Below are 25,118 nucleotides of genomic sequence, written 5' to 3' on the forward strand. Positions count from 1 at the left end.
GCGCAATGGAACATTATATTAGTCTGTTAATTCGTTCGATTTTCATTGAGAACATGGCGTTAGCCTTCTTCCTCGGTATGTGTACTTTCTTAGCGGTATCAAAGAAAGTCACCACTGCGATGGGGCTAGGTGTTGCGGTAATTGTGGTACTGGCAATTTCAGTGCCTGTTAACCAAATCATCTATCAAGGTTTACTGGCTCCGGGCGCACTAGCTTGGGCAGGTGTACCTGATGCAGATTTGAGCTTCTTGAAGTTCATTACCTTTATTGGTGTTATTGCTGCATTAGTACAAATCCTGGAAATGGCGTTAGATAAGTACTTTCCACCTTTGTACAACGCATTAGGTATTTTCTTACCATTGATCACGGTTAACTGTGCAATTTTTGGTGCGGTTTCATTCATGGTTGAGCGTGACTATAACCTTGGCGAGAGTTTGGTATTTGGTATCGGCTCTGGTGTTGGTTGGGCATTAGCAATTGTATTGCTTGCCGGTCTACGTGAGAAAATGAAGTATTCTGATGTGCCTAAAGGGCTACGTGGTTTAGGTATTACCTTTATCACTTCTGGCTTAATGGCGCTAGGTTTCATGTCGTTCTCAGGTGTGTCTCTTTAAGACACCCATACGACGTATTAATTTGAACCTTAAAGGATAAGTTAATGGATATTCTTAAAGCTACTCCGATAGATGTTTATCTAGGTGTGAGTATGTTTACCGCGATTGTACTGGTTTTAGTATTAGTGATTTTATTTGCTAAATCTAAACTAGTAGCCAGCGGTGATATCACTATCTCAATTAATGATGATAGCGAAAAAGCAATTAAAACCGGTGCTGGTAGCAAGCTGCTTGGCGCACTAGCTAACAATGGTATTTTCGTTTCAAGTGCTTGTGGTGGCGGTGGCTCATGTGGTCAGTGTCGAGTAAACATTAAGTCTGGTGGTGGTGATATTCTGCCTACTGAACTTGATCACATAAGCAAAGGTGAAGCACGTCAAGGTTGTCGTTTAGCCTGTCAGGTTAACGTTAAAACTGACATGGAAATCGAACTTGATGAAGAGATTTTCGGCATCAAAAAGTGGGAATGTGAAGTTATCTCTAACGATAACAAAGCGACCTTCATTAAAGAGCTTAAGCTGCAAATTCCTGATGGCGAGTCTGTGCCGTTCCGCGCGGGTGGCTATATTCAAATTGAAGCCCCAGCTCACCATGTAAAATATGCTGACTTTGATGTACCAGAGCAATACCGTGGCGATTGGGAACACTTTGGTTTCTTCAACTTAGAATCTAAAGTTGATGAAGAAACCATTCGTGCATACTCAATGGCTAACTACCCAGAAGAGTTCGGTATTATCATGTTGAACGTGCGTATCGCTACGCCGCCTCCACGTAACCTAACTTTACCTTGCGGTAAGATGTCATCGTTTATTTGGAGCCTCAAAGAAGGTGACAAAGTCACGATTTCAGGTCCATTTGGTGAGTTCTTTGCTAAAGACACCGATGCTGAAATGGTGTTTGTCGGTGGTGGTGCTGGTATGGCGCCAATGCGTTCACATATCTTTGACCAACTTAAGCGTTTACAGTCTAAACGTAAGATGAGTTTCTGGTATGGTGCGCGTTCTAAGCGTGAAATGTTCTACGTAGAAGATTTCGATGGCTTAGCAGCTGAGAATGAAAACTTTAAGTGGCATGTTGCGCTATCTGATCCGCAAGCGGAAGATAACTGGGATGGCTACACAGGCTTTATTCATAACGTATTGTACGAAAACTACTTACGTGACCATGACGCACCAGAAGATTGTGAGTTCTACATGTGTGGACCTCCAATGATGAATGCTGCGGTAATTGGTATGCTTAAAGACTTAGGCGTTGAAGATGAAAACATCTTACTCGATGACTTTGGTGGTTAGTGATTAACCGCTAACCCTTTGCAAAAGACATTGAACGTCATAAATTGCAGCTCGCTGACACGGTGGTCACCATTGTTAAGCTAGCTGCAATTTTTATTTTAGGGACTGTGTAGTTTAGTTATTGTTGCATTAGCCGCTGTTGCATTAGCCGCTGTTGCTTTAATTAATACTGATTTAAACATTAACCATATAAAAATAGATAATTTGAACATTAACATGATAAAAAATTCGTTTAAGGCACTGGCAGCATTTTTGGGTTTGTTGATTTTAGTCGGCTGTGGAACTGAAGATAAGATAGTGTCACTGTCAGGCAATACCATGGGCACCACTTATCATATAAAAGTGGTACGTAATGAACGCCTGCCAACCACTCAACTACTGCAAGCTGAAATTGATATCGCCCTCGAGTTAGTTAATGATCAAATGTCCACTTACAGACCGAAGTCAGAGCTATCACGTTTTAACCAGCTAGCTGTTAATCAACGCCTGAAAGTGTCAGCAGATACGGCCAAGGTTTTAAATGAAGGCTTACGCCTGTACGACACGACCCAAGGTGCACTGGATATTACCTTAGGGCCATTGGTTAACCTGTGGGGCTTTGGCCCTGATAAGCGCCCAACAGCGATCCCAAGTGCTGAAATGATTGCCGAGGTGAAAGCTAAATCGGATATTCATGGTTTTAGTGTTAAAGATTTAACAGTCACCAAGTTAAGCCCTGATCTCTACATTGATTTATCTTCCCTTGCTAAAGGCTATGGTGTCGATAAAATTGCAGCACTACTAAATAAATACCAAGTAGAGGGCTATTTAGTGGAAATTGGTGGTGAGATTAGCGTTAAAGGTGTTAAAAATGACGGTAGTCCATGGCGTATTGCTGTTGAGAAACCTTCGAGCCAAGGCGCGGCTATTCAACAGGTAATAGAGCCTGGTAATATGGCGCTAGCAACATCTGGTGATTACAGAATTTATTATGAAGAAAACGGCGAGCGTTTTTCGCATTTAATTGACCCTAGAAGCGGTTATCCAATAAAGCATAAGTTAGCCTCAGTAACCGTTTTGCACCCTAATAGCATGACTGCAGACGCCTATGCAACTGCAATGATGGTACTGGGTACCGAGGCGTCTTTAGCGTTAGCTGAGCGTGAGAAACTGCCAGTAATGCTGATTGAAAAAGACGACGATGATTATGATGTATTTTATAGTGAGGCGTTTGCACCTTACATTCGTTAATGCCATTTATAGATTTATTTGATGACCAATTTAGCTTGGAGAATATGATGAGTACTTTTATCGCAGCATTTGTGGTGTTGTTATTATTTTTTTTATTAATGTCTGTGGGCTATATCGTGAAGCGCAAGGCAGTTGAAGGCAGTTGTGGTGGTTTAGGGGTCTTAGGTATTGAAAAGGCCTGCGACTGTGATGACCCATGTGATAAACGCAAACGTCGCATGGCTGAAGCGGAAAGAGAAGCGAAACTGAATCAAAACCGGATTATCTAGTACGCCAGCATTAACATTAAGCCCACGTTCAAGTGGGCTTTTTTACGACTGTTACAAAATTTACAAAACTAAATATAGCTAACATTTGCCCTTGCTTGTGTGATTATTGTCACCCTTAAAATCCAGCCAAATTAGCTAGAGATGTGATTCTATTAAGAAATTTTCAAAGGTGAAAATACTGAAGCGAGATAAGAACCTAAGTTATAATGATAATAGTTATCAATAACTAAGTTTATGATAATAAAGGGAATTTGTTTTTTAAAGTCACATGTACTATGCTGGTCGAAATTGATCCAGATCAATCTAGCATTTAAGGACTAAATCATGAAAGGCCATCCAAAAGTAATTAGTCAGCTTAATCGTGTACTGACATGTGAGCTCACTGCCATTAATCAATATTTTCTACACGCGCGTATGTTTAAGCATTGGGGACTCGAAAACCTCAATGAGAAAGAATATAAAAAATCTATTCAAGATATGAAACATGCAGACAAGTTAATTGAGCGAGTATTGTTTTTGGAAGGTTTACCTAACCTTCAGCAATTAGACAAGTTACGCATTGGTGAGCATTGCGAAGAAATGTTTGATTGTGATCAGCAAGCGGTACTCGAGCAGCTGGTTGTGTTACGTGAGGCGATTAAGCTTTGTGAAGCAGAGCGCGATTACGTTACTCGTGATTTACTCGAAGATTTACTTGAAGATGAAGAAGAGCATCTTGACTGGATCGAAACCCAAAAAGAACTGATTAACCAAACCGGTATTCAGAACTATCTTCAATCACAAATTAAAGATTAATAGGACATTATCATGAAAGGTAATCCAGAAGTTATTGCAGCTTTAAATGCATTATTAACCGGTGAGTTGTCAGCGATGGATCAATACTTTGTACATGCACACATGTATGAAGATTGGGGATTTGATGAACTTTATACGCGCATCTTACATGAGTCTGATGACGAAAAAGCCCATGCTGCTAAGTTAGTTCAGCGGATTCTTTTCTTGGAAGGCACGCCAGACGTTGCAAGTCGTGAAGCATTAAACATCGGTAAAGACGTTGAAGAGATGCTTAAAAATGACTTGAGCTACGAATATCAAGTAGCTGATCATTTACGTGAAGTCATCGCTTTGTGTGAAGAAAAAGGCGACTTCCAAACCCGTGAGATCTTAGAAGTATTACTTGATGATACCGAGTCAGATCACATGTACTGGCTAGAGAAGCAAATCCGATTAATTGATCGCGTTGGTTTACAAAACTATCTGCAAACCAAAATGTAATCATTGAGTTTGCCGCCAAAAAAAGCCTAACTGAGTTAGGCTTTTTTTATGGGTTTTTTAAGCGTTATAAATCGGTAACGCTATAGTTTGAACTGATTAATCATATTGGTTAGCTCCACATTGATAGTGGCAATGTTATCCGTTTCATCGCGCTGCATAACCCCTTCATCATTTAAGGTTTCAACCATATCGTGTATTTGATGCATGCTTTTATTAATTTCTTGAATAACAATGTTTTGCTCATTGGCTGAAGTGGATATCTGGCTATTGAGGGCATTGATTTGAGCTACAATTGTGCTCATGGTTTGTAAGTTATCAGAGGTATTACTGACCTCAGTAACCGTGTCTGTGCAGGCTCGTTCAGTACTGCCAATGGCCGCTACCACTGCAGTGGCTTCAGCTTTTAATTTTGCCAGCGCGATTTCAATTTCACTGGTACTTGTTTGGGTGCGACTGGCAAGGGCGCGCACTTCATCTGCAACCACAGCAAAACCGCGGCCTTGCTCTCCGGCCCTTGCCGCTTCAATCGAGGCATTAAGCGCTAACAGGTTTGTTTGCTCAGCGATGCTTCCAATCACATCAACAATGCTTTGAATACTGCTGGTTTCATTATTCATGTGCTCGACATTACCTGCAGTTTGATGGATTTCAGCAGCTAAACCTTGGATACCCACTTGGGTTAAGTTGATGGTCTTCAGTGATTGCTCGCCAGTAATATTCGCCTCATTAGTATGCTTGGCTGCGGATTCGGTATTCTCAACCACAGTGACGGCGGTATTTGATAGCTCTTCAATGGCGGTCACAATTTGGGTTGTTTCATTGGTATGGGCTGTCAAAATTTGTTCGCTGTTTTGGCTATAGTGCTGCAGCTTATCAATACCGGTAGATAATTTAATTGTCGATTTATTGATGGCTAACAACATGGTTTGTAGTTGTGAAATAAAGGCGTTAATACCTAGGGCAATTTTGCCGATATCGTCATCGGTTTTGACGTCCAAACGACGGGTTAAATCACCATTACCTTGAGATAAGCCAGTGACTAAGTCACGTAGTTCATTAATAGGTTGATAGAGTTTATTCAATAGTATTAATAACGCCACAACAGATAAGCCAAGCACCAATAATATTATGCCGCTGAGTTTTAATGTGGCATTAACAAGCGGTGCAAAAGCTGTTGCTTCATCGAGGGTGACAATCACATACCATTGGTTGTTATCAATTAAAGGGATTTTTTGGCTGGCAATAATGGTGCTAACGTTATTGATCTCAGTGAACGCTAATGAGCTGTCCTGACCGAGAATACTTTGGTAGATCTCGCTTAATAGGCTATTGCTGCTGATATTGTCTTTTTGATTGGTTAAGGCTGAATTAGAGGCTAACACTAAGCCATTTTTATCAATAATAAAGCCTGTGGCACCTTCAATATCTGCTAATGCTTGTAGTTGCTGTTGCAAGTAGTCAAAACGTAAATCCGCCATGATGATCCCGCCATCAATGGGGTGCATAACCCCGACCATTGGAATACCGTCAGTACGGGTAAAAAACACTTCACTGAGGGACAAGCTATTTTTTTGTTTGCCGTTTTGGTACCAAGGGCGAGTGCGAGGATCATATTTATCGACTAAACCGACGCCGTCAGGAAAAGACTCAGAAGCAATGGATGTAAAGGATTGACCATCATCAAACCCCATAATGACTTTAGAGACGCCACCTAATTTAGCTGTGTATTGAGTCATGGCGACATGGCCGGCATCCACATTATTTTGACTGTATAGACTTGCTAGTTCAGTTACCGCGGCAGTGGTGCGATTAAATGAATTTTCTATTTCGCTGACTTTGGTTTTTATTTGGTGGTGAATGTTGGTTGTGAGCTTGTCTGTTATTTGTTGCTTTAATAATTGGTGAGTGACCAACCCGCTAATGATCAAGGCGAAAGCTAATAGAATTGTTAACGCAAAAAGTAAACTCGCTTTGAAGCCAAACTTGTTCATAACTCACCCAATTGTAGTATTATTTTTATTTGATTGTACGTATTTATAAAGCAGAATATACCCTAAGCTTATAAAAAAGTTAGTGATTTGTATCATGCAATGTTGATTTAGTTTTGTGTTGTCTGTTATTTAGCTTTCTTATAGTTATTTATTTGTATTGCAAATTAGCGCTGTTTTGTCGTTTTAGGCTTTCAACGCGATTTGTGATTTTGCTTTAATTTGAACACTGTTTTTATATACAGTATCATGGTGTCATTCAGTGACTTCCTTATGAAAACGCCATGCGTAAAATTATCCACATTGATATGGATTGCTATTATGCCGCAGTTGAAATGCGTGATTTTCCACAATTGCGTGGTAAACCTATTGCTGTAGGTGGGCGCAGTGATCGCCGTGGCGTCATTAGTACCTGTAGTTATGAGGCGCGTAAATATGGCGTTCGTTCTGCTATGTCGAGCTATCAGGCATTAAAACTCTGCCCAGATTTGATATTGGTGCCAGGCAGAATGGAGGTTTACAAAGCGGTTTCGCTGCAAATCCGTGAAATATTTCATCGCTATACAGAATTAGTTGAGCCGTTATCATTGGACGAAGCTTATCTTGATGTTACTGATTGTGATGCATGTAAAGGCAGCGCCACCTTAATTGCTGAGCAGATCAGGGCTGAAATCTTTACGGTAACCGGGCTTACTGCTTCTGCGGGAGTCGCACCGATTAAGTTTTTAGCAAAGATTGCCTCTGACTTAAATAAGCCCAATGGTCAGTATGTGATCACGCCTGCTGAGATCCCTTCATTTATAAAACCATTACCTTTAAGTAAAATCCCTGGGGTGGGGAAAGTAACATCGGCTAAACTTGCAGCGCTCGGGCTTGAAACCTGTGAAGATGTGCAGCGCTACCCGAGTGACAAGCTCATCAGTGGTTTTGGTAAGTTTGGCCGCGTGTTAATTGAGCGCGCTCAAGGTATCGATACGCGTCAGATAAGCCCAAATCGTATCAGAAAGTCGGTTGGGGTTGAGACCACCTTAGCCCAAGATATTTTCACTTTAGAGCAATGCAACAATGTCATGCCGCAGTTAATCCAAGAGCTTATTAGTCGGGTGCATCGCAGTGCTAAAGACAGGCAAATTCATAAACAGGTAGTAAAACTTAAATTTAACGATTTCAAGCAAACTACTATTGAGCATCGCAGTGATGAAATCTCGCTTAACTTATTCCAGACATTATTAACTCAAGCACTAGAGCGAGCCAATGGCCGAGGTATAAGATTAATCGGTGTCAGTGTTGGTTTAGCTGATAATAGCCAGCCAGAAGTGGTTACAGATGATAATAGCGAGCAACTAGATTTACAGTTCTAGTGATTATCGCTAGAAACAAAAAGGCTGCCTTTTCTTATATCAAGAATAGGGCAGCCTTGTTATTAAGCGCGTAATTAATTAGCGCGTTAAAGCTCAGCCTTTTGCTGGAATACGCTCTAGTACCGCAAGCAGTAGTTGCCAATATTGACCAACAGTGGTGATGTTCACCATTTCGTCAGGGCTATGTGGGAAACGAATGGTTGGGCCAATGGAGACCATATCCATGGTTGGGTATGGCTCTTTAAATAGTCCACATTCAAGACCGGCATGGATAACCATAATCGTTGGGTCTTTCTTATAAATATCATTATAAGTTTCACGGACAATGGCCATCACTGGAGAGCTATTATCAGGCTTCCAACCAGGGTAAGCGCCTGATAGGTCAATGCTAGCACCAGAAAGGTTTGCCAATGCGGTTAATTGGGTTTCAATTTGCACTCGGCCTGAGTCAATTAATGAGCGGATAAGACATAGCACTTCAACAGATTCGTTGTCAGTGTTAATCACTCCGACGTTAAGCGATGTTTCTGTCACACCTTCAACTTCATCACTCATACGCATTACGCCGTTAGGGCAGGCGTGCAGTAAATCGATTACGGTATTTTGCGCATCTTCACTCATGACTTTTGCTGGAGCGTCAATGGCTGCAAGTGTTAGCAACATGTCAGGGTCAGCAATCGCCAGCTCTTCACGAACAGTCGCTTGATATTCAGCAATGGCTTGCTCAAGCTTGGCTTTATTTTCGTTTGGCAGCATAAAGTTGATGCTAGCTTCACGGGGGATAGCATTGCGTAAAGAGCCGCCAGTGAAGTTAACTAATTCAATTTCTAAATCATCACCGTAACTAAATAAGAAACGGGCTAATAATTTATTGGCGTTGCCGCGACCTAAATGAATGTTTACGCCTGAATGGCCGCCCTTTAAACCTGAAAGGGTTAAGCTAAAGCTGGCATTGCTTTGCTCAGGTGCTTGCCATGACATAGGAACGCTTAGCTGTGCATCAACACCGCCAGCGCAACCCATGTAGATTTCGCCTTCTTGTTCTGAGTCAGTATTAATTAAAATATCAGCATCAAGGTAACCCGCTTCAAGTCCGAAAGCGCCAGTCATACCCGCTTCTTCATCAATGGTAAGCAGCACTTCTAATGGACCATGTTTAATGTCGTCAGCGCCAAGAATGGCTAACGCTGAAGCCATACCAATACCGTTATCAGCACCTAAGGTGGTGCCGTTGGCTTTTAGCCATTCGCCATCAACATAGGCTTCAATAGGATCTTTTTCAAAATCATGCACTTTATCGGCATTTTTTTGTGGAACCATATCAATGTGGGCTTGTAATACCACAGTCTTGCGATTTTCCATGCCGGCATATGCTGGTTTTTTAATGATCAAGTTACCGACTTTATCTTCGATGATAGGTAAACCTTTCGATTTAGCCCATTGCTGGATATGTTCACTTAGTGCTTGTTCAAACTTAGATGGATGCGGAATCGCACAAATTTGTTCAAACCATTGCCATAACGGCTGAGGATATAATTGATTAATGGCGGTCACGAAGACTCCCTAAATGCTATGAATGTGGGAATAGATGCGCTGAAGTTTACCATATTGTCGTTACTAAGTAGTGACCTAGAGCAAGTAGAGAGGCTGGGTTAAATTAATTTTTGTAAATATATTTTAACTCTATCGTAAAGCTAAGCTTATATACTTTAACCACCATTCATCGTTATGATCCGTGATTCAGCGCCTGAAATTACTGATTAGCAAGCAATAATAACAATCTATTTAAAAAAGGATGCCCTATGTTTCAAGTCAATATCGTTGATGTCGCAACTGACCAAGCCATTTTTGAAGGTAATGGCTGGGACGCCGTGGTGGTGGTCACTACCGATTTAGCCGCCATTGCCCAAGATGAAATTAAAATACTCGCCAAGCATGCAAAACAAATCGATCAGCGCATTGGTCAATCGGCAACATTGTTACTGGCGCCCGGACTTGCTGGTGGCAGGCTAATTGTCGCCCCAGTTGTTAATGCCACTAATGAATACAGTGATGTAAGTGTGTTTGCTAAAGCAGCCAGAGAAGGCATTGCTATTGCTAAGGCTGCAGGAGCAACAAAACCGCTGTTAGTGGTAGAAACCAGCCAAGATAAGCGCTATCAATTTGCTAAACAGGTTGCTGCACTTGCCTGTGGTCAGGAGCTATGGCAATCACTGGAGCTACGTGAAGCCACGGCAATCACCCCAGCATTTAGCGCCATTGGTTTGCTTGGTAGCGATAACTGTAGTGGCCTGCTCAATGCTGTCGAAGCCGGTAAGATTTTGGCAAGGGATCTATGCGGCACTGAACCTGAAAGAATGGCGGCGCCAGCATTTGCTGATTATTGCGTTGAGGCGCTAAAAGACAGTGGTTTAGCTATCAGTGTCATTGAAGAGCGTGAAGAGTTAGAGCGCGATTACCCGCTGCTTTGCGCAGTAGGGCGAGCCTCATTTAATGTGCCGCGCCATCAACCTCGGGTGGTTAAGCTTGAATATGTGGCAGAGGGCGCCATTGAGCGCACCTACTTATTTGCTGGCAAAGGAGTCATTTACGATACTGGCGGCGCAGATATTAAAGTCGCTGGTGGTATGGCGGGTATGAGCCGAGATAAAGGCGGCGCAGCAGCGGTGGCAGGTTTAATGAAAAGCTTATCTATCTTAAAGCCCAAAGGCATTAGAGTGATTGCAGAGTTGGGATTGGTGCGAAACAGTATTGGCAGTGATGCCTTTGTTCCTGATGAAATCATTACCAGTCATGGCGGGGTTCGAGTGCGCATTGGTAATACTGATGCCGAAGGGCGCTTAGTGCTGGCAGATTTATTATCTCATTTAAGACTGCAGGCCATGACAGCAATCAAGCCGCAGCTATTTTCAGTGGCAACCTTAACCGGTCATGTGGTGCGCTGTTACGGCGGTTATACTGCGCTTGTTGAGAACAAAGTTGCGCAGCAAGCAAGTGTAGGTCATACGCTCGCTGGCATTGCTGAGCAATGGGGCGAGCCATTTGAGTTATCAAGTTTGCGTCATGATGATTTTGCCAAGGTGCATAATATCTCTGGCCAAGGGGAGTTATTGTCATCTAATAACGGCCCTTCAGCGATCACCGCCAGAGGCCATCAATACCCTGCGGCATTTTTAATTAATGCTTCAGGCTTAGCCCAACATGGCACAGGCTCTGCGGTGCCATTACCTTTTGCGCACCTTGATATTGCCGGTAGTGCCACAGAAGGCCATAGTTTGTACGGAAAACCAACAGCCTCGCCTTTGGTAACTTTATTACAAGGTGTTTTACTCGGCAATATGTAGTTCACTTTTCAATCAACCACTATATATTGTGTTATGTAGTGGCTGATTGTTTTTTATCAAGAACTCTGAATCCTCTATTTGTCATACAGGTGTGCTTTTATTTCATTTTTCGATTAAAATATAAAATAATTAAATAAATACTTGTAATAAAGTTACACTTTGGTATTATTCCTCTCGTTGGGCAGCAACTGTGCTTTCCAATTCTAGTTAATCCAGGATGGATATAGTCTCCAAGGAATCGAGTGATAAGTTGTCTCAATGGATTGAGAAAAGTTTGTTCCAAGGAACCGAGCCAAGCAAGACTAGGTTTTCGCAACTTTATTTGGAGTAAGATTATGTCTTATACAGACAGCTATACTATTTATGGACAAAGCACTTGGTTAAATCCGGCTGTTCTGTCTTTTGGCATTTATGCCATGACGTTTAAGGGCTAACCCTCCTTATTCATTGATTTACCGTATCAACCCTTTTTTCTGTCGCCTTTGGGCGGTTTTAGACAACAAGTAAATTGGTTCTCTATTGCCAATTTACTTTTGAAGTTTTATCACTTAATTGTGATGCAGTTTTCCTCTCCCCATACGGAAAACTTTTTAACTTGTCTGCCTACTCTTTTGAGTAGGCATTTTTTTTGCCTGAAATTTATCAAACACAAGCTTTTCATTGAGTTAAATTGTCTTTCCTACGAATATAAGTGTTTAGTTATCTAACATGGCTATAAACCTTATAAATACCTATAATCCTTACGAATAAATTCACCTCTGAATTTGACTGTAATTAGCCAGTAGCGGCTATAGCAGCCAATTACACTCCCTTTTTCAAGGAACAAGGTTTCATGTTAGAGAAACTGTTTAAACTCAAAGATAATCAAACGAATTTAAAACAAGAAGTTGTCGCGGGTCTCACTACCTTTCTCACCATGGCTTACATTATTTTTGTTAACCCTATGATGTTAGCTGATGCCGGCATGGATCATGGCGCAGTGTTTGTGGCCACTTGTTTAGCCGCGGCAGTGGGCTGTTTAGTGATGGGCTTAGTGGCCAATTATCCCATCGCATTAGCGCCGGGCATGGGGCTTAATGCATTTTTCACTTATACCGTTGTCGGCGAAATGGGCTATAGCTGGGAAACCGCACTTGGCGCAGTATTTATGTCTGGTATTTGTTTTTTAATTTTATCTTTGGTGAAAATTAGAGAATGGATAGTCAATAGTATCCCAATGAGCTTGCGACTAGGTATTGCCGCAGGTATTGGTTTGTTCTTGGCATTTATTGGCCTTAAAAGTGCCGGTATTGTGGTGGCAAGCCCAGCGACATTAGTCACTATGGGCGATATCACCTCATTTTCAGCCGTGATGGCGGCGGTGGGGTTTTTCTTGATTATTGCTATGGTGCAGCGTGGCTATAAAGCGGCGGTGATATTAAGTATTTTCATTGTCACAGCCATTGCATTGTTAGCCGGTGAAGTGAGCTATAACGGCGTTATGTCGATGCCACCATCAATCGCGCCGACATTCATGAAAATGGATTTATCCGCCGTGCTTGAAATCAGCATGATTTCAGTGATATTTGCCTTCTTGTTTGTGGATTTATTTGACACCTCAGGCACCTTGGTTGCAGTCGCGCAGCGCGGCGGTTTTTTAGATGAACAAGGGCGTTTACCAAGAGTGAAACGCGCCTTAAGTGCAGACAGCTTAGCCACCATCGCAGGGGCGACCTTAGGGACATCAACCACCACCAGTTATATTGAAAGCACGGCAGGCGTTAGCGCCGGTGGCCGTACAGGCTTAACCGCTGTGGTAGTCGGTTTGTTGTTTATTGCTGCATTATTTTTTGCGCCACTTGCGGGTATGGTGCCTGCTTATGCTACCAGTGGCGCCTTGTTTTATGTGGCGATTTTGATGATGTCTGGCTTGGTCAATGTTGAGTGGGAAGACTTAACAGAAGCGGCGCCTGTGGTCATTGTGTGTTTATTGATGCCATTAACCTTTTCAATTGCTAATGCCATCGGCTTTGGTTTTATCTCTTATGCGGTGATTAAACTACTTACTGGCCGTTTCAAAGAGTTAAATCTTGGTATCTTGTTTATTGCGGCACTATTTTTAGCTAAGTTTATTTGGGGTTAACCTTGGCTTTGAACGCCATTAACTCCTGCTGGGTAAGCCCATGTGTGGGTTATCAAGCTGTAATTAAGCAGCAATGATAAATTAGTATTTTTTGTTAAGGGTTATGCAATGCATAGCCCTTTTTTATGCTGTATAACAAATAAATATAGTATTTGTTTACTCAATTATGAGCTTTACTATGAATTATTCGCTGAATTAGGTATAAAAATATTTCAGTCAATATTTTTGAGTTTTAAAAGGTAGTCATGACTTACCAGCGGGTAGTAGTAAAATTAGGGACCAGTGTCTTAACTTCGGGCAGTACCAAGCTCGATAAAGCACATATGGTGGAACTGGCCAGACAAATGTCTGTGCTAGTGCGTTCAGGTATTGAAGTTGTATTGTGCACATCTGGCGCAATAGCGGCTGGTCGCGAACATCTGCAATACCCCATATTGCCCGATACCATGCCCAATAAACAATTATTAGCCGCCGTGGGTCAAAGCCAGCTTATTTTAGCTTGGTCAGAACTGTTCAGTATTTATGGTTTGCACGTAGGGCAGTTATTGTTAACCCGCGCCGACTTACATGATCGTGAACGCTATCTCAACGCCCGAGATACACTCAATGCATTGTTAGATAATAATATTATTCCGATTATTAATGAAAATGATGCCGTTGCCACCAATGAAATTAAAGTGGGCGACAATGACAATTTATCAGCTAGGGCCGCATTATTATGTGATGCTGACTTATTAGTGTTATTGACAGATCAAATTGGCTTATTTGATGCCGATCCGCGCAATAACCCCGACGCCAAGTTAATTACTTCAGTGGTCAATATTGATGATAACTTACGCTTGTTAGCGGGTGGCGCAGTTTCAGGTTTAGGCACAGGCGGCATGGCGACGAAGTTAGAAGCCGCCGATGTTGCCAGACGCGCCGGTGTTGAAGTGGTCATAGCATCGGGGCATTTCCCCGATGTGATCTCTAAAGTCGTCAGTAAAGAATCGGTCGGCACTCATTTTAGCGTCACTAAAAATCCCCTTGAAAGCCGAAAACAATGGATTTTAGCAGGCCCGGCTACAGAAGGGCGGCTGATATTAGATGATGGCGCCTGTAAAGCGGTCGTTGCAAATGGTCGCAGTTTATTGTCTAAAGGAATTGTCAGCGTAGAAGGGCAATTTGAACGCGGCGCAACCGTGTTGATTGCCGATAAATCAGGTCACGTGCTTGCTAAAGGCATGAGCCGTTATTGTGCTAAAGCATTAACGATGATTGCGGGTAAGCACTCCAACGAGATTGAAACAATACTTGGCTATGATTACGGTGTAGCAGCAATACATCGTAATGACATGGTGGTACTAGATAGTGAATAAATTAAAGGACGAAAACATGTCACAGCAGCAATATTTAACCACGCTAGGCAAGCAAGCAAAAGCAGCAAGCTTTGCCCTTGCTAACTTATCGAGCCAAAACAAAAACGCTTTGCTTCGTTGTATTAGCGAGCAGCTCACGCTAAATACTGAAGCGATTTTAGCGGCGAACGACCAAGATGTGCAGGCTGCAAAAGCCAATGGTTTAACCGATGCAATGATCGATAGATTATTGCTAGATAGCGAGCGTTTAGCTGGCATTATTGCTGATATTGAAAATGTGATTAATCTTGCCGATCCTGTGGGCAGTGAATCAGCTAGCCAGTTATTAGATAACGGTTTACGCTTAACTCAACGCAAAGTGCCACTGGGGGTTGTTGGGGTCATTTACGAAGCCCGCCCTAACGTAACTGTTGATATTGCCGTATTAGCACTAAAAACCGGTAATGCAGTGATCCTTCGCGGCGGTAAAGAAACCTTAACCTCAAATAAAGTTTTAAGTGAGGTGATCCGCACCGCACTGGCATTACAAGGTTTACCTGAAGATGCGGTGCAGTTGATTAACTCTACCGATCGCGACTTAGTGACCGGCTTACTGCGCCTTGACCAATATGTGGATATGATTATTCCTCGCGGCGGCCAAACCTTACAGCGCCTTTGCGCGGAAAAAGCCAGTATTCCGGTGATTTTAGGCGGCATTGGTATTTGTCATTTATATCTTGATAAATCAGCGGATTTATCTCGCAGTGCTGAGGTGATCATTAATGCTAAAGTGCAGCGCCCAACAGTGTGTAATGCCTTAGATACTTTACTGGTACATGAAGCTGTCGCAGCAGAGTTTTTAGCGGATTTATTTACGCAGATGTCGGCATTAGGGGTGAGTTTTTATAGCTGTGAAAAAACCCAAAAACTATTTGCAGCAAGTCAGTTTGATATTCACCCAGCGACTGATGAAAGCTATAGCACAGAGTGGTTGTCATTAACGCTTGGCGTTAAGATTGTAACTGATATTGATCAAGCGATTAGCCATATTCGTCAACACTCTAGCGGTCACTCTGAAGCGATTTTATCTGATGATATTAATGCGACCTGTCACTTTATGAATGAAGTCGACTCAGCAGCGGTATATGTCAATGCCAGCACCCGTTTTACGGATGGCTCGCAATTCGGTTTAGGGGCAGAAGTGGCGGTCAGTACCCAAAAGTTACATGCTCGCGGACCCATGGCTCTTGATGCGCTAACGACTTATAAGTGGTTGGCAACCGGTGATTATACTTCTCGCAGCTAAAGTAAACTAAGCCAAGCCAAATTTGAAGCTGACGATACGGTGAGTGACAAACTGACTTGATTGGCGCTTAACAACTAAAAAGCACCTCGGTGCTTTTTTTGTTTTGTGACCACTGAAATAGCAGCTATTTTAAAATGTGCCGCTAGAGGTTATTGCCGCTAGAAGATTATTGCAGGTAAAGCCCATGGCTGGAAATCGCAGGCGCAGATAAACGAATATAAGTGGTGTAACACCAAATCATAAAGCTGCTTAGGGTCATAAAGATGCTTACAAGCCGAGCCGCTTGAACATACTCCATAATAAGCGGGAAGTACTTTTCTTGTATGCTATTAGTAAAATAGACCGCAGGAAAAACAAAAATGCACATATACATGGCGGGATATTGGGTTGAGGTATCACCGTTGAGATACTCATAAAGCATGATAGCCGCGGCAAGCATTAAACTATAGCTGCGGATTTTACTTTCTGTGGTGTCACTTAAATTCCATCTCGGCATTCCCATTGCCAATCTCCTCCTTGAAGCACCCTTTATATATTGTACATCGTATTAGCTGCACACCTTATTAATAGCAACTAACTGCCATGCTGACAATAAAGTTTAAATGTTAATCGTTTAAATATCGTTAAATGCTATAACCACGGCTATTTATTGTGCTTATGACTGATCTTTAAGCTGGATTTACTCAACAGCTGTGGGATGAGCTTTTGCAGTATTAACCCCGTTAAAATAAAGCATAGACCAATATAGGTACTGCTGGCGATTTGCTCTTTTAAGATTAGCGCGATAAACCCAACAGACAGCACAGGGGTTAAAAATACAAGCGTGGTGATGTTAGAGGTTTTCTCAGTGGTTTTAAGAGCCATAAGCCATAAAACAAAGGTGATACCCATTTCAAATAGCCCCACATACACTCCAGCAGTTAGCGCTTGCCAACTAAAGTCGCTAATGGGTTGATGGATTAGCATGGCAATAGTCACTAAAGGTAAACCAATTAAAAAGCTTAGCAATAAGCTAACAGTGGCATCGCCGTCATCCTTGGTATTGGTTACCCAATATAAGCACCAAATCACCGTACTGCTTAATACAAAAGCAATCCCTTTAGGGCTATCAAAGTTAAATGCGGTGACATTGCCGCCGGTAGCAATAATATACACTCCGCTATAGGCAATCAGCGCAGCAATGACATCAAGCTTGGTGAGCTTATGACCCAGTAAAGGGACAGCCAAAATGGGCAATAAAATCGCCCAGGTGTAATTAAGGGATAAGGCTTGCTGAGCTGGAAGTAAGTCGTAAGCTTCAAACAGCACAAAATAATAAAGAAACGGATTCAGAATACCGCTAAGCAGATAAAACCCAGGGCGACGTTTAAATTGTCGCAGCATTAATGTGTGCTTTTTTTGCCATAGGATAATCACACTCAAGGCGATAATAGAGGTTAGCACCGCAACAAACACCAATTGTAAGGGCGTATAAAAACTAAGGGCGATTTTAAATGCAGTTGCGACAGTCGACCAAAGTAAAACGGCAACTAAACCATAGATATAGGCAAGAGAGGTGTTTGACAAAATCATTCCTAATAATAGTTATTATGCATAATATCCAAGGGATGGATGAGCAAAGCAAGCAAGTATGGACAGATTGTATGCAATATACAAAATCAGGTCACGGGATATTTACTTAAGATATTTTTAATAATTTTTTTGATCAGCCCTTGTATTTTAGTTAGCTGTCCCAATATATGCAGTAAGGCTGATATGAGAGGCAAAAAATGAGGACTTGAAAAATCAAATCCTGACCCCATATCAACAAACATAATCAAATTAGTTACATTAAAATTTTATATTTCGGAGATCCTCATGGGCAAAATTATTGGTATTGACTTAGGCACAACTAACTCTTGTGTGGCTGTCCTTGATGGCGGTACTGCTCGCGTAATCGAGAATGCTGAAGGCGAACGTACAACAGCTTCTATCATCGCATATACCGATGACGAAACATTAGTAGGCTCACCTGCTAAGCGTCAAGCAGTTACAAACCCAACAAATACTTTTTTCGCGATTAAGCGTTTAATCGGTCGTCGTTTTAAAGATGACGAAGTTCAACGTGATGTTGACATCATGCCTTTCAAAATCATTGGTACTGACAATGGTGACGCATGGGTTGAAGCTCACGGTAAGAAAATGGCACCACCACAAGTATCTGCTGAAATCTTGAAAAAGATGAAGAAAACAGCTGAAGATTTCTTGGGTGAAGAAGTAACAGAAGCGGTTATTACTGTTCCTGCATACTTTAACGATTCACAACGTCAAGCAACTAAAGATGCTGGTCGTATTGCTGGTCTTGATGTTAAACGTATCATCAACGAACCAACCGCTGCTGCATTAGCTTACGGTATCGACAAAAAACAAGGCGACAACGTTGTTGCAGTATACGATTTAGGTGGTGGTACTTTCGATATCTCTATCATTGAAATCGATAGCAACGATGGTGACCAAACTTTCGAAGTACTTGCTACTAACGGTGACACTCACTTAGGTGGTGAAGATTTCGATAACCGTCTAATTAACTACTTAGCTGACGAGTTCAAAAAAGAGCAAGGTCTAGACTTACGTAATGACCCGCTAGCAATGCAACGTGTTAAAGAAGCTGCAGAAAAAGCGAAAATTGAACTTTCAAGCACAACACAAACTGAAGTTAACCTGCCTTACATCACTGCTGATGCAACAGGTCCTAAGCATTTAGTGGTTAAAATCACTCGTGCTAAGTTAGAGTCTTTAGTTGACGACTTAATCCAACGTTCTTTAGAGCCGTTAAAAGTTGCACTAGCTGATGCTGACTTATCAGTTTCAGACATCAACGAAGTGATTTTAGTGGGTGGTCAAACCCGTATGCCTAAAGTACAGGCTGCAGTAACTGACTTCTTCGGTAAAGAGCCACGTAAAGACGTTAACCCTGATGAAGCCGTAGCCGTAGGCGCAGCAATTCAAGCGGGCGTACTTTCTGGTGACGTAAAAGACGTATTACTACTTGACGTTACACCACTATCATTTGGTATCGAAACCATGGGTAGCGTAATGACTAAGCTTATCGAGAAGAACACCACTATCCCGACTAAAGCGAGCCAAACGTTCTCAACTGCTGAAGATAACCAAAGTGCAGTAACAATTCATGTACTTCAAGGTGAGCGTAAGCAAGCGAGCTACAACAAATCTCTAGGTCAATTCAACCTAGAAGGTATTGAGCCTGCGCCACGTGGCATGCCACAAGTTGAAGTATCTTTCGACATCGATGCTGATGGTATCTTAAACGTATCAGCGACTGATAAGAAAACCGGTAAAGCGCAAAACATCACGATTAAAGCTAACTCTGGTCTAAGTGACGAAGAAGTAGAGCAAATGGTTCGTGATGCAGAAGCTCACGCTGATGAAGATGCTAAATTCGAAGAGCTAGTGACTGCACGTAACCAAGCTGATGGCATGGTTCACGCAACTAAGAAGCAAATCGAAGAAGCGGGTGAAGCATTACCAGTTGAAGAAAAAGAGAAAATTGAAGCTGCAATGGCTGAAGTTGATACCGCAACTAAAGGTAACGACAAAGAAGCCATTGATAAAGCGACTCAAGCATTAATGGAAGCGTCTGCTAAGTTAATGGAAATCGCTCAAGCGAAAGCACAAGCGCAACAAGGTGAAGCTCCAGCACAAGATGCGCAAGAAGCTAAGCCTGAAGATGACGTTGTTGATGCTGAGTTTGAAGAAGTAAAAGACGACAAAAAGTAAGCTAAATTAGTTAGTTAACTTTCAGGCGGGCGTTGGGAGAAATCTCTAACGCCCGTTCGTACAATACCTGCTTGAGAAAACTGAGATTATGTCAAAGCGAGATTATTACGAAGTTCTAAGTGTCGGACGCGATGCTAGTGAACGAGAAATCAAAAAAGCCTATAAACGTCTAGCGATGAAGTTTCATCCGGATCGTAACCCTGGCGATAAAGAAGCTGAAGTTAACTTTAAAGAAGCTAAAGAAGCTTACGAAATCCTTACTGACGCGAATAAGAAAGCGGCATATGACCAATTTGGTCATGCTGGTGTTGATCCTAATCGTGGCGGCGGTCAAGGTGGCGGCGGTGATTTCGGTGATATTTTTGGCGACGTGTTTGGTGATATCTTTGGCGGCGGTCGTCGTGGCGGCGGACAACGTCAAGCCGCTCGCGGTAGTGACTTACGTTACAACCTTGAGTTATCACTTGAAGAAGCGGTTCGTGGTCTTACAAAAGAATTACGTATTCCTACACTAGCATCGTGTGATAGTTGTGATGGTAGTGGTGCTAATAAAGGTTCTTCAGCGACAACTTGTGGCACTTGTCATGGTCAAGGCCAAGTACAAATGCGCCAAGGATTCTTTGCTGTTCAACAAGCTTGTCCTACATGTCATGGCCGCGGCAAGATCATTAAAGATCCTTGTAAGAAGTGTCACGGTGAAGGTCGTGTTGAAAAAAGCAAAACCTTATCAGTTAAAATACCTGCTGGTGTTGATACTGGCGATCGCGTTCGCTTATCGGGTGAAGGTGAAGCGGGTGAATTTGGTGCACCTCCAGGTGATTTATATGTACAAGTTAGCGTTCGTGAACATAATATTTTTGTTCGTGATGGCAACAACTTGTACTGTGAAGTGCCGATTTCATTCAGTAAAGCTGCTTTAGGTGGCGAGATTGAAGTCCCAACACTTGATGGTAAAGTGAATTTGAAAATACCAGCAGAAAGCCAAACTGGCCGTATGTTCCGTTTGCGCGGTAAAGGTGTTAAATCTGTTCGCAGCCATGCCGTTGGTGACTTATTATGTAAAGTCGTTATGGAAACGCCTGTTAAACTTAACGAAAAGCAAAAAGAGCTATTACGTGAGTTTGAAGCGACATTAACGGGTGAATCAAAGAAGCACAGCCCTAAAGCTGAAGGGTTCTTTGATGGCGTAAAAAAGTTTTTTCACGATTTAAATAGCTAAGTTTATTGATTAAGTTTATTGATTAAGTTTATTGATTAAATTTATCGCTATTAGCGAGTCGATTTAAAGGTTAATTACTGCAAAGTAATTAACCTTTTTTATTGGCCAGTTATTAAAGCGCTTTGCAGGCGATTAAACAAACACTGCTTAAGACAACGAGGGCAGTGTGCGGTAGACTGCATCTCATTGCTTCTTTGGAACACTATTTCGATGTCTTTTTCACAGTTAAATCTCAATCCAAGCCTTGTCTCAGCTTTACCTAAGCAGTTAACTGCGGCCACCAAAATTCAAGCAATGGCTATTCCTGCAGTGCTATCGGGTAAAGATGTACTGGCTTTAGCACAAACGGGCAGTGGTAAAACTTACGCCTTTGGTTTGCCCATGTTGCAAGCTATTGAGCTTAATAAAGCAGATGAGACTCAAGCGCTAGTGATTGCGCCGACTCGAGAGCTGGCGAATCAGGTTTATCAAACCCTTTTAGCGCTTGCTAAGCCTTTAGGCATAAAGATGCAGCTTTTATGTGGCGGCATTGATGTTGAAGCGCAAGTCGCTGATTTGAAAAATAAGCCGCAGATTATCATCGCGACCCCTGCAAGGTTAGTGCAGTTTATAAAGCTTGAACATGTGTCTTTATCGGCGCTGAAGTTGTTAGTGCTTGACGAAGCAGACCGATTATTAGATATGGGCTTTTGGGCCGATATTGAAACCATAGTGCAGCAAACACCAGTTAATAAGCAGATACTATTATTTTCAGCCACCATAGATGACACAGTAGCTAAGCAAGTTAGTGCGATTTTGAAACATGATCTGATCCGTATTGAAGCTGATAAAGCCAATTCGGTGGTTGCGCAGATTGAAGAGCAGCTTTATTTAGTCAATAAAGGCAGTAAAGCACAAGCACTGATTGCGCTAATAAAGCTGCATCAATGGCAGCAAGTGTTGGTGTTTAGTAATACTAAAGATAGCGCAGATGCACTCACCAAGAAACTGGTTAAAGCAGGAGTTAATGCGGCAGCATTGCATGGCGATAAAGAGCAAGCCATTCGCACTAAAACCTTAAAGGACTTCAAATCAAAGGCGTTAACCGTATTAGTGGCAACTGATGTATTAGCCCGAGGGATCGACATTGATGCCTTATCTGTGATTATTAATGTGGACTTACCCGCAAGCGCGGCAGTGTATGTTCACCGCATTGGCCGCACCGCAAGGGCGGGTGCTAATGGTTTGGCGTTATCATTAGTGTGTCATGGTGAATCTGATGAATTACAAGCCATCAGAGCCTTAACTGAGCGAGCGCTGCCGACACTTGCCTTAGCTGACTTTCCGGTGACGGATAAACCGAGTTCGGGTAACAGTCAGCGGCCTAAAAAAGATAAGCAAGCAAATCGCCGCAGTCAGAAAAAGCGCAGTATTAAGGACTTTAAAGCTAAAAAAACACCAAGGTAAGCTGCTGTTTTTAGTGATTGCTGAACTAAAAATGGCTTACAATAGCGCGTAATAGCTTCATTTGTAATCAATCTATAAAGTGCTAAATATATGATGAACTATTGCCAACGCTCACAAAATAATAAAAGGATAGTTATTATGAAAGCCGTTTTACTGGGGCTGTTTGCCAGCTTAGTTATCTCAGGTTGCGCAACCCACAAATCCCCCACGGGCCGCAGTCAAATGCTGTTATTTGATGAGGCGCAGATGTCGCAAATGGGGGCGCAATCATTCGATGCGATGAAAAAAGCTGAAAAAATCAGTACCAATAAACAGCAAACGGCTTATGTTAACTGCGTTGCCAATCGCATTACCGCGGTATTACCCGATCAAAGCTTAAACTGGGAAGTGGTGTTATTTGACTCTGATCAAATTAATGCCTTTGCCCTGCCGGGTGGTCATATTGGGGTGTATACCGGTTTACTTAAGGTGGCGAGCGATCAAGACCAGTTAGCAACAGTGATAGGTCATGAAGTGGCCCATGTGCTAGCAAATCATGGTAATGAGCAAGTTTCGCGTTCACAAATGACCAATGCCGGTATGCAAATGGCCGATATAGCCCTAGGTGCTGGCGGCGTGGCCAATAAAGATCTTTATATGGCGGGTTTAGGCTTAGGTGCGCAAGTAGGGATTTTATTGCCCTTTGGCCGCGATCAAGAAAGTGAATCCGATGAGCTTGGTTTAGAGCTAATGGCTAAAGCGGGTTTTAATCCTGCTAAAAGCGTTACCCTTTGGCAAAATATGGCCAAAGCCGGAGGTGAACAAGGGCCTGAGTTATTTTCAACCCATCCATCTCATTCCACAAGAATTGCCGATTTAAAAGCCCTGCAAGCGAAAGTGACACCAGTGTATCAAGCTGCTAAAAAGCAGTCGCTGGCTAAGTGTCAGTAAGGCTGCTGAAAAATAGTCATAATCGAGGTAGATTAGCCACCATCAGCAACTAAAGTGTGGTAAACTGCCCCGCAAATTTTAACCGATGAATTAAGAGTAAATACGATATGTCAGAGTTCAACACAATGGAACAGCAAGCAAGTTACGGTGTAGGTCGTCAAATGGGTGAGCAACTAGCTGCTAACTCTTTCGAAGGTATCGATATCCCTGCTGTACAAGCTGGTCTAGCTGATGCATTCGCTGGTAAAGAAAGTGCTGTAGCGATGGAAGACTTACAAGTTGCTTTCACTGAAATCAGCCGTCGTTTACAAGCTGCTCAAGAAGAAGCTGCTGCCGCTGCTTCTGCTGAAGGTGAAACTTTCTTAGCTGAAAATGCTAAACGTGAAGGTGTAACTGTTACTGATTCTGGTCTTCAATACGAAGTAATTGCACAAGGCGAAGGCGAAAAGCCAAACCTTGAATCAACTATTCGTGCACATTACCACGGTACTTTCATCAACGGTGAAGTATTCGATAGCTCTGTTGCTCGTGGTGAGCCAGCTGAATTCCCAGTTTCTGGTGTTATCGCTGGTTGGACTGAAGCATTACAACTAATGCCAGTTGGCACTAAGCTTAAATTATTCGTTCCACAACACTTAGCTTATGGCGAACGTGGTGCTGGCGCTTCTATCCCGCCATTCTCGGCGTTGGTATTTGAAGTAGAATTATTAGCAATCGTTTAATGAAAAGCGCCTAAGTTTACTTAGGCGTTTTTGTATCACTGGGAGAAGTAAATGACTGCAAAAGTAAGAGTCGCTGTTGTTGGTGCCAGTGGCCGTATGGGTCGCACACTGATTGAAGCTGCAAAGCAACATGACGTAATATATTTGGGTGCTGCTATTGAGCGTACTGGTTCAACACTGATTGGTGTTGATGCTGGTGAGCTTGCTGGTGTTGGTACTATGAATGTTGCGATTACAGATTCATTAGATATTGCATCAGAACATTTTGATGTATTAATTGATTTTACCTCTCCAGAGTCGTCGTTAGTTCACCTTGATTGGTGCGCTAAAAACCATAAGGCGATTGTGATTGGTACTACTGGTTTCAATCATGCTCAAAAAGAGTTGATTGGTGCTTATGCTGAGCAAACACCGGTTGTGTTTGCACCTAATATGTCAGTAGGCGTTAACTTAACGCTGAAACTATTAGAGTTAACGGCAAAAGTAATGGGTGATTACACCGATATCGAAATCACCGAAGGCCATCATCGCTTTAAGAAAGACGCCCCTTCAGGGACGGCATTAAAGATGGGCGAAGTTATCGCTGAAACTTTAGGCCGTGATCTCGAAGAGTGCGCTGTATATGGCCGTGAAGGTATGACTGGCGAACGTGATAGAAATACCATAGGTTTTTCTACTATTCGTGCCGGTGATATTGTCGGCGATCATACGGTGATGTTTGCTGATATTGGTGAGCGAGTTGAAATAACGCATAAAGCCACCAGTCGCATGACCTTTGCAAATGGCGCAATGCGCGCCGCCTATTGGCTGTCCGATCAAGATGCTGGTCTTTATGACATGCAGCAAGTATTGGGACTCAATTAATATTTTAAAAAAACCACCGTTG

General features: G+C 42.5%; 21 protein-coding genes. 17 read left to right on the top strand and 4 right to left on the bottom strand.

Annotated features, from left to right (window positions below; translation table 11 throughout):
• The first annotated feature begins 5 nt into the window (after nt 1-5).
• From nqrE to bfr (BM739_RS16950), 6 genes are all read left to right on the top strand, one after another.
• Nucleotides 6-614 carry an NADH:ubiquinone reductase (Na(+)-transporting) subunit E gene (nqrE, locus tag BM739_RS16925; protein ID WP_076542779.1) on the top strand — a complete coding sequence of 203 codons (609 nt, stop codon included), beginning with the start codon at nt 6-8 and terminating at the stop codon, nt 612-614.
• Nucleotides 615-658: 44 nt separating this feature from the next.
• Complete coding sequence (gene nqrF / locus BM739_RS16930; protein WP_076542782.1) at nt 659-1,906, top strand: NADH:ubiquinone reductase (Na(+)-transporting) subunit F; 1,248 nt, start codon at nt 659-661, stop codon at nt 1,904-1,906.
• Between the two features lie 216 nt (nt 1,907-2,122).
• Entirely contained in the window at nt 2,123-3,136 is a 1,014-nt protein-coding gene (locus BM739_RS16935; RefSeq protein WP_076542785.1) for an FAD:protein FMN transferase, read from the top strand.
• 47 nt (nt 3,137-3,183) lie between these two features.
• A complete protein-coding gene (gene nqrM / locus BM739_RS16940) occupies nt 3,184-3,405 on the top strand; it encodes a (Na+)-NQR maturation NqrM (RefSeq protein WP_076542875.1) in 222 nt (73 codons plus the stop codon).
• Nucleotides 3,406-3,729: 324 nt separating this feature from the next.
• On the top strand, nt 3,730-4,200 hold the full coding sequence (gene bfr, locus BM739_RS16945) for a bacterioferritin (protein ID WP_076542788.1): 471 nt from the start codon (nt 3,730-3,732) through the stop codon (nt 4,198-4,200).
• A gap of 12 nt (nt 4,201-4,212) precedes the next feature.
• Nucleotides 4,213-4,680, top strand: coding sequence for a bacterioferritin (bfr, locus tag BM739_RS16950; protein WP_076542791.1), 468 nt, complete (start codon nt 4,213-4,215; stop codon nt 4,678-4,680).
• Nucleotides 4,681-4,760: 80 nt separating this feature from the next.
• On the opposite strand, the gene BM739_RS16955 is transcribed toward bfr (BM739_RS16950), so the two are convergent.
• Entirely contained in the window at nt 4,761-6,671 is a 1,911-nt protein-coding gene (locus BM739_RS16955) for a methyl-accepting chemotaxis protein (protein ID WP_076542793.1), read from the bottom strand.
• A gap of 281 nt (nt 6,672-6,952) precedes the next feature.
• Here BM739_RS16955 and dinB point away from each other — a divergent pair, with 281 nt between their 5' ends.
• The gene (dinB, locus tag BM739_RS16960; protein WP_076542796.1) at nt 6,953-8,029 is read left to right on the top strand and encodes a DNA polymerase IV; all 1,077 of its coding nucleotides are present in this window, start codon (nt 6,953-6,955) and stop codon (nt 8,027-8,029) included.
• Between the two features lie 93 nt (nt 8,030-8,122).
• Here the strand turns inward: dinB and BM739_RS16965 are convergent, their stop codons facing one another.
• On the bottom strand, nt 8,123-9,583 hold the full coding sequence (locus tag BM739_RS16965) for an aminoacyl-histidine dipeptidase (protein WP_076542799.1): 1,461 nt from the start codon (nt 9,581-9,583) through the stop codon (nt 8,123-8,125).
• Nucleotides 9,584-9,831: 248 nt separating this feature from the next.
• Between BM739_RS16965 and BM739_RS16970 the strand changes: the two genes are divergently transcribed.
• The 4 genes from BM739_RS16970 to BM739_RS16985 all read left to right on the top strand — a co-directional run bounded on the left by BM739_RS16970 (nt 9,832) and on the right by BM739_RS16985 (nt 16,138).
• Nucleotides 9,832-11,373 carry a peptidase M17 gene (locus BM739_RS16970; protein ID WP_076542802.1) on the top strand — a complete coding sequence of 514 codons (1,542 nt, stop codon included), beginning with the start codon at nt 9,832-9,834 and terminating at the stop codon, nt 11,371-11,373.
• 832 nt (nt 11,374-12,205) lie between these two features.
• Complete coding sequence (locus BM739_RS16975; protein WP_076542805.1) at nt 12,206-13,495, top strand: NCS2 family permease; 1,290 nt, start codon at nt 12,206-12,208, stop codon at nt 13,493-13,495.
• 245 nt (nt 13,496-13,740) lie between these two features.
• Nucleotides 13,741-14,853 carry a glutamate 5-kinase gene (gene proB / locus BM739_RS16980; protein WP_076542808.1) on the top strand — a complete coding sequence of 371 codons (1,113 nt, stop codon included), beginning with the start codon at nt 13,741-13,743 and terminating at the stop codon, nt 14,851-14,853.
• A 16-nt stretch (nt 14,854-14,869) separates the two neighbouring features.
• Complete coding sequence (locus BM739_RS16985; protein ID WP_076542811.1) at nt 14,870-16,138, top strand: glutamate-5-semialdehyde dehydrogenase; 1,269 nt, start codon at nt 14,870-14,872, stop codon at nt 16,136-16,138.
• Between the two features lie 166 nt (nt 16,139-16,304).
• Here BM739_RS16985 and BM739_RS16990 read toward each other — a convergent pair whose 3' ends face one another.
• Together BM739_RS16990 and BM739_RS16995 are read right to left on the bottom strand one after the other, a co-directional pair.
• On the bottom strand, nt 16,305-16,634 hold the full coding sequence (locus BM739_RS16990) for a hypothetical protein (RefSeq protein WP_254843575.1): 330 nt from the start codon (nt 16,632-16,634) through the stop codon (nt 16,305-16,307).
• A 146-nt stretch (nt 16,635-16,780) separates the two neighbouring features.
• Entirely contained in the window at nt 16,781-17,704 is a 924-nt protein-coding gene (locus BM739_RS16995; protein WP_076542817.1) for a DMT family transporter, read from the bottom strand.
• Nucleotides 17,705-17,995: 291 nt separating this feature from the next.
• On the opposite strand from BM739_RS16995, the gene dnaK reads away from it, so the two are divergent.
• The 6 genes from dnaK to dapB all read left to right on the top strand — a co-directional run bounded on the left by dnaK (nt 17,996) and on the right by dapB (nt 25,096).
• Nucleotides 17,996-19,915 (top strand): molecular chaperone DnaK, encoded by a 1,920-nt coding sequence (gene dnaK, locus BM739_RS17000; protein WP_076542819.1) that lies wholly within the window; start codon nt 17,996-17,998, stop codon nt 19,913-19,915.
• 88 nt (nt 19,916-20,003) lie between these two features.
• On the top strand, nt 20,004-21,134 hold the full coding sequence (gene dnaJ / locus BM739_RS17005) for a molecular chaperone DnaJ (RefSeq protein ID WP_076542822.1): 1,131 nt from the start codon (nt 20,004-20,006) through the stop codon (nt 21,132-21,134).
• Nucleotides 21,135-21,344: 210 nt separating this feature from the next.
• Nucleotides 21,345-22,580 (top strand): DEAD/DEAH box helicase, encoded by a 1,236-nt coding sequence (locus tag BM739_RS17010; RefSeq protein ID WP_076542825.1) that lies wholly within the window; start codon nt 21,345-21,347, stop codon nt 22,578-22,580.
• 138 nt (nt 22,581-22,718) lie between these two features.
• Nucleotides 22,719-23,510, top strand: a complete 792-nt coding sequence (locus tag BM739_RS17015) for a M48 family metallopeptidase (protein ID WP_076542828.1) — start codon at nt 22,719-22,721, stop codon at nt 23,508-23,510.
• Nucleotides 23,511-23,617: 107 nt separating this feature from the next.
• Nucleotides 23,618-24,232, top strand: a complete 615-nt coding sequence (locus BM739_RS17020) for an FKBP-type peptidyl-prolyl cis-trans isomerase (protein ID WP_076542831.1) — start codon at nt 23,618-23,620, stop codon at nt 24,230-24,232.
• Nucleotides 24,233-24,283: 51 nt separating this feature from the next.
• Complete coding sequence (dapB, locus tag BM739_RS17025; RefSeq protein WP_076542834.1) at nt 24,284-25,096, top strand: 4-hydroxy-tetrahydrodipicolinate reductase; 813 nt, start codon at nt 24,284-24,286, stop codon at nt 25,094-25,096.
• Nucleotides 25,097-25,118: the final 22 nt, after the last annotated feature.

This window comes from Shewanella sp. UCD-KL21, assembly GCF_001957135.1.
Classification (GTDB): Bacteria; Pseudomonadota; Gammaproteobacteria; order Enterobacterales; family Shewanellaceae; genus Shewanella.

Excerpts from the sequence above, each read along its gene's own strand:
- proB (WP_076542808.1), top strand. The coding sequence starts at position 13,741 with ATGACTTACCAGCGGGTAGTAGTAAAATTAGGGACCAGTGTCTTAACT.
- bfr (WP_076542788.1), top strand. The coding sequence starts at position 3,730 with ATGAAAGGCCATCCAAAAGTAATTAGTCAGCTTAATCGTGTACTGACA.
- nqrF (WP_076542782.1), top strand. The coding sequence starts at position 659 with ATGGATATTCTTAAAGCTACTCCGATAGATGTTTATCTAGGTGTGAGT.
- BM739_RS16975 (WP_076542805.1), top strand. The coding sequence starts at position 12,206 with ATGTTAGAGAAACTGTTTAAACTCAAAGATAATCAAACGAATTTAAAA.
- BM739_RS16985 (WP_076542811.1), top strand. The coding sequence starts at position 14,870 with ATGTCACAGCAGCAATATTTAACCACGCTAGGCAAGCAAGCAAAAGCA.
- nqrE (WP_076542779.1), top strand. The coding sequence starts at position 6 with ATGGAACATTATATTAGTCTGTTAATTCGTTCGATTTTCATTGAGAAC.
- dinB (WP_076542796.1), top strand. The coding sequence starts at position 6,953 with ATGCGTAAAATTATCCACATTGATATGGATTGCTATTATGCCGCAGTT.
- nqrM (WP_076542875.1), top strand. The coding sequence starts at position 3,184 with ATGAGTACTTTTATCGCAGCATTTGTGGTGTTGTTATTATTTTTTTTA.
- BM739_RS17015 (WP_076542828.1), top strand. The coding sequence starts at position 22,719 with ATGAAAGCCGTTTTACTGGGGCTGTTTGCCAGCTTAGTTATCTCAGGT.
- dnaJ (WP_076542822.1), top strand. The coding sequence starts at position 20,004 with ATGTCAAAGCGAGATTATTACGAAGTTCTAAGTGTCGGACGCGATGCT.
- BM739_RS16990 (WP_254843575.1), bottom strand. The coding sequence starts at position 16,634 with ATGCCGAGATGGAATTTAAGTGACACCACAGAAAGTAAAATCCGCAGC.
- BM739_RS17010 (WP_076542825.1), top strand. The coding sequence starts at position 21,345 with ATGTCTTTTTCACAGTTAAATCTCAATCCAAGCCTTGTCTCAGCTTTA.
- dnaK (WP_076542819.1), top strand. The coding sequence starts at position 17,996 with ATGGGCAAAATTATTGGTATTGACTTAGGCACAACTAACTCTTGTGTG.
- BM739_RS16935 (WP_076542785.1), top strand. The coding sequence starts at position 2,123 with ATGATAAAAAATTCGTTTAAGGCACTGGCAGCATTTTTGGGTTTGTTG.
- dapB (WP_076542834.1), top strand. The coding sequence starts at position 24,284 with ATGACTGCAAAAGTAAGAGTCGCTGTTGTTGGTGCCAGTGGCCGTATG.
- bfr (WP_076542791.1), top strand. The coding sequence starts at position 4,213 with ATGAAAGGTAATCCAGAAGTTATTGCAGCTTTAAATGCATTATTAACC.
- BM739_RS16970 (WP_076542802.1), top strand. The coding sequence starts at position 9,832 with ATGTTTCAAGTCAATATCGTTGATGTCGCAACTGACCAAGCCATTTTT.
- BM739_RS17020 (WP_076542831.1), top strand. The coding sequence starts at position 23,618 with ATGTCAGAGTTCAACACAATGGAACAGCAAGCAAGTTACGGTGTAGGT.
- BM739_RS16955 (WP_076542793.1), bottom strand. The coding sequence starts at position 6,671 with ATGAACAAGTTTGGCTTCAAAGCGAGTTTACTTTTTGCGTTAACAATT.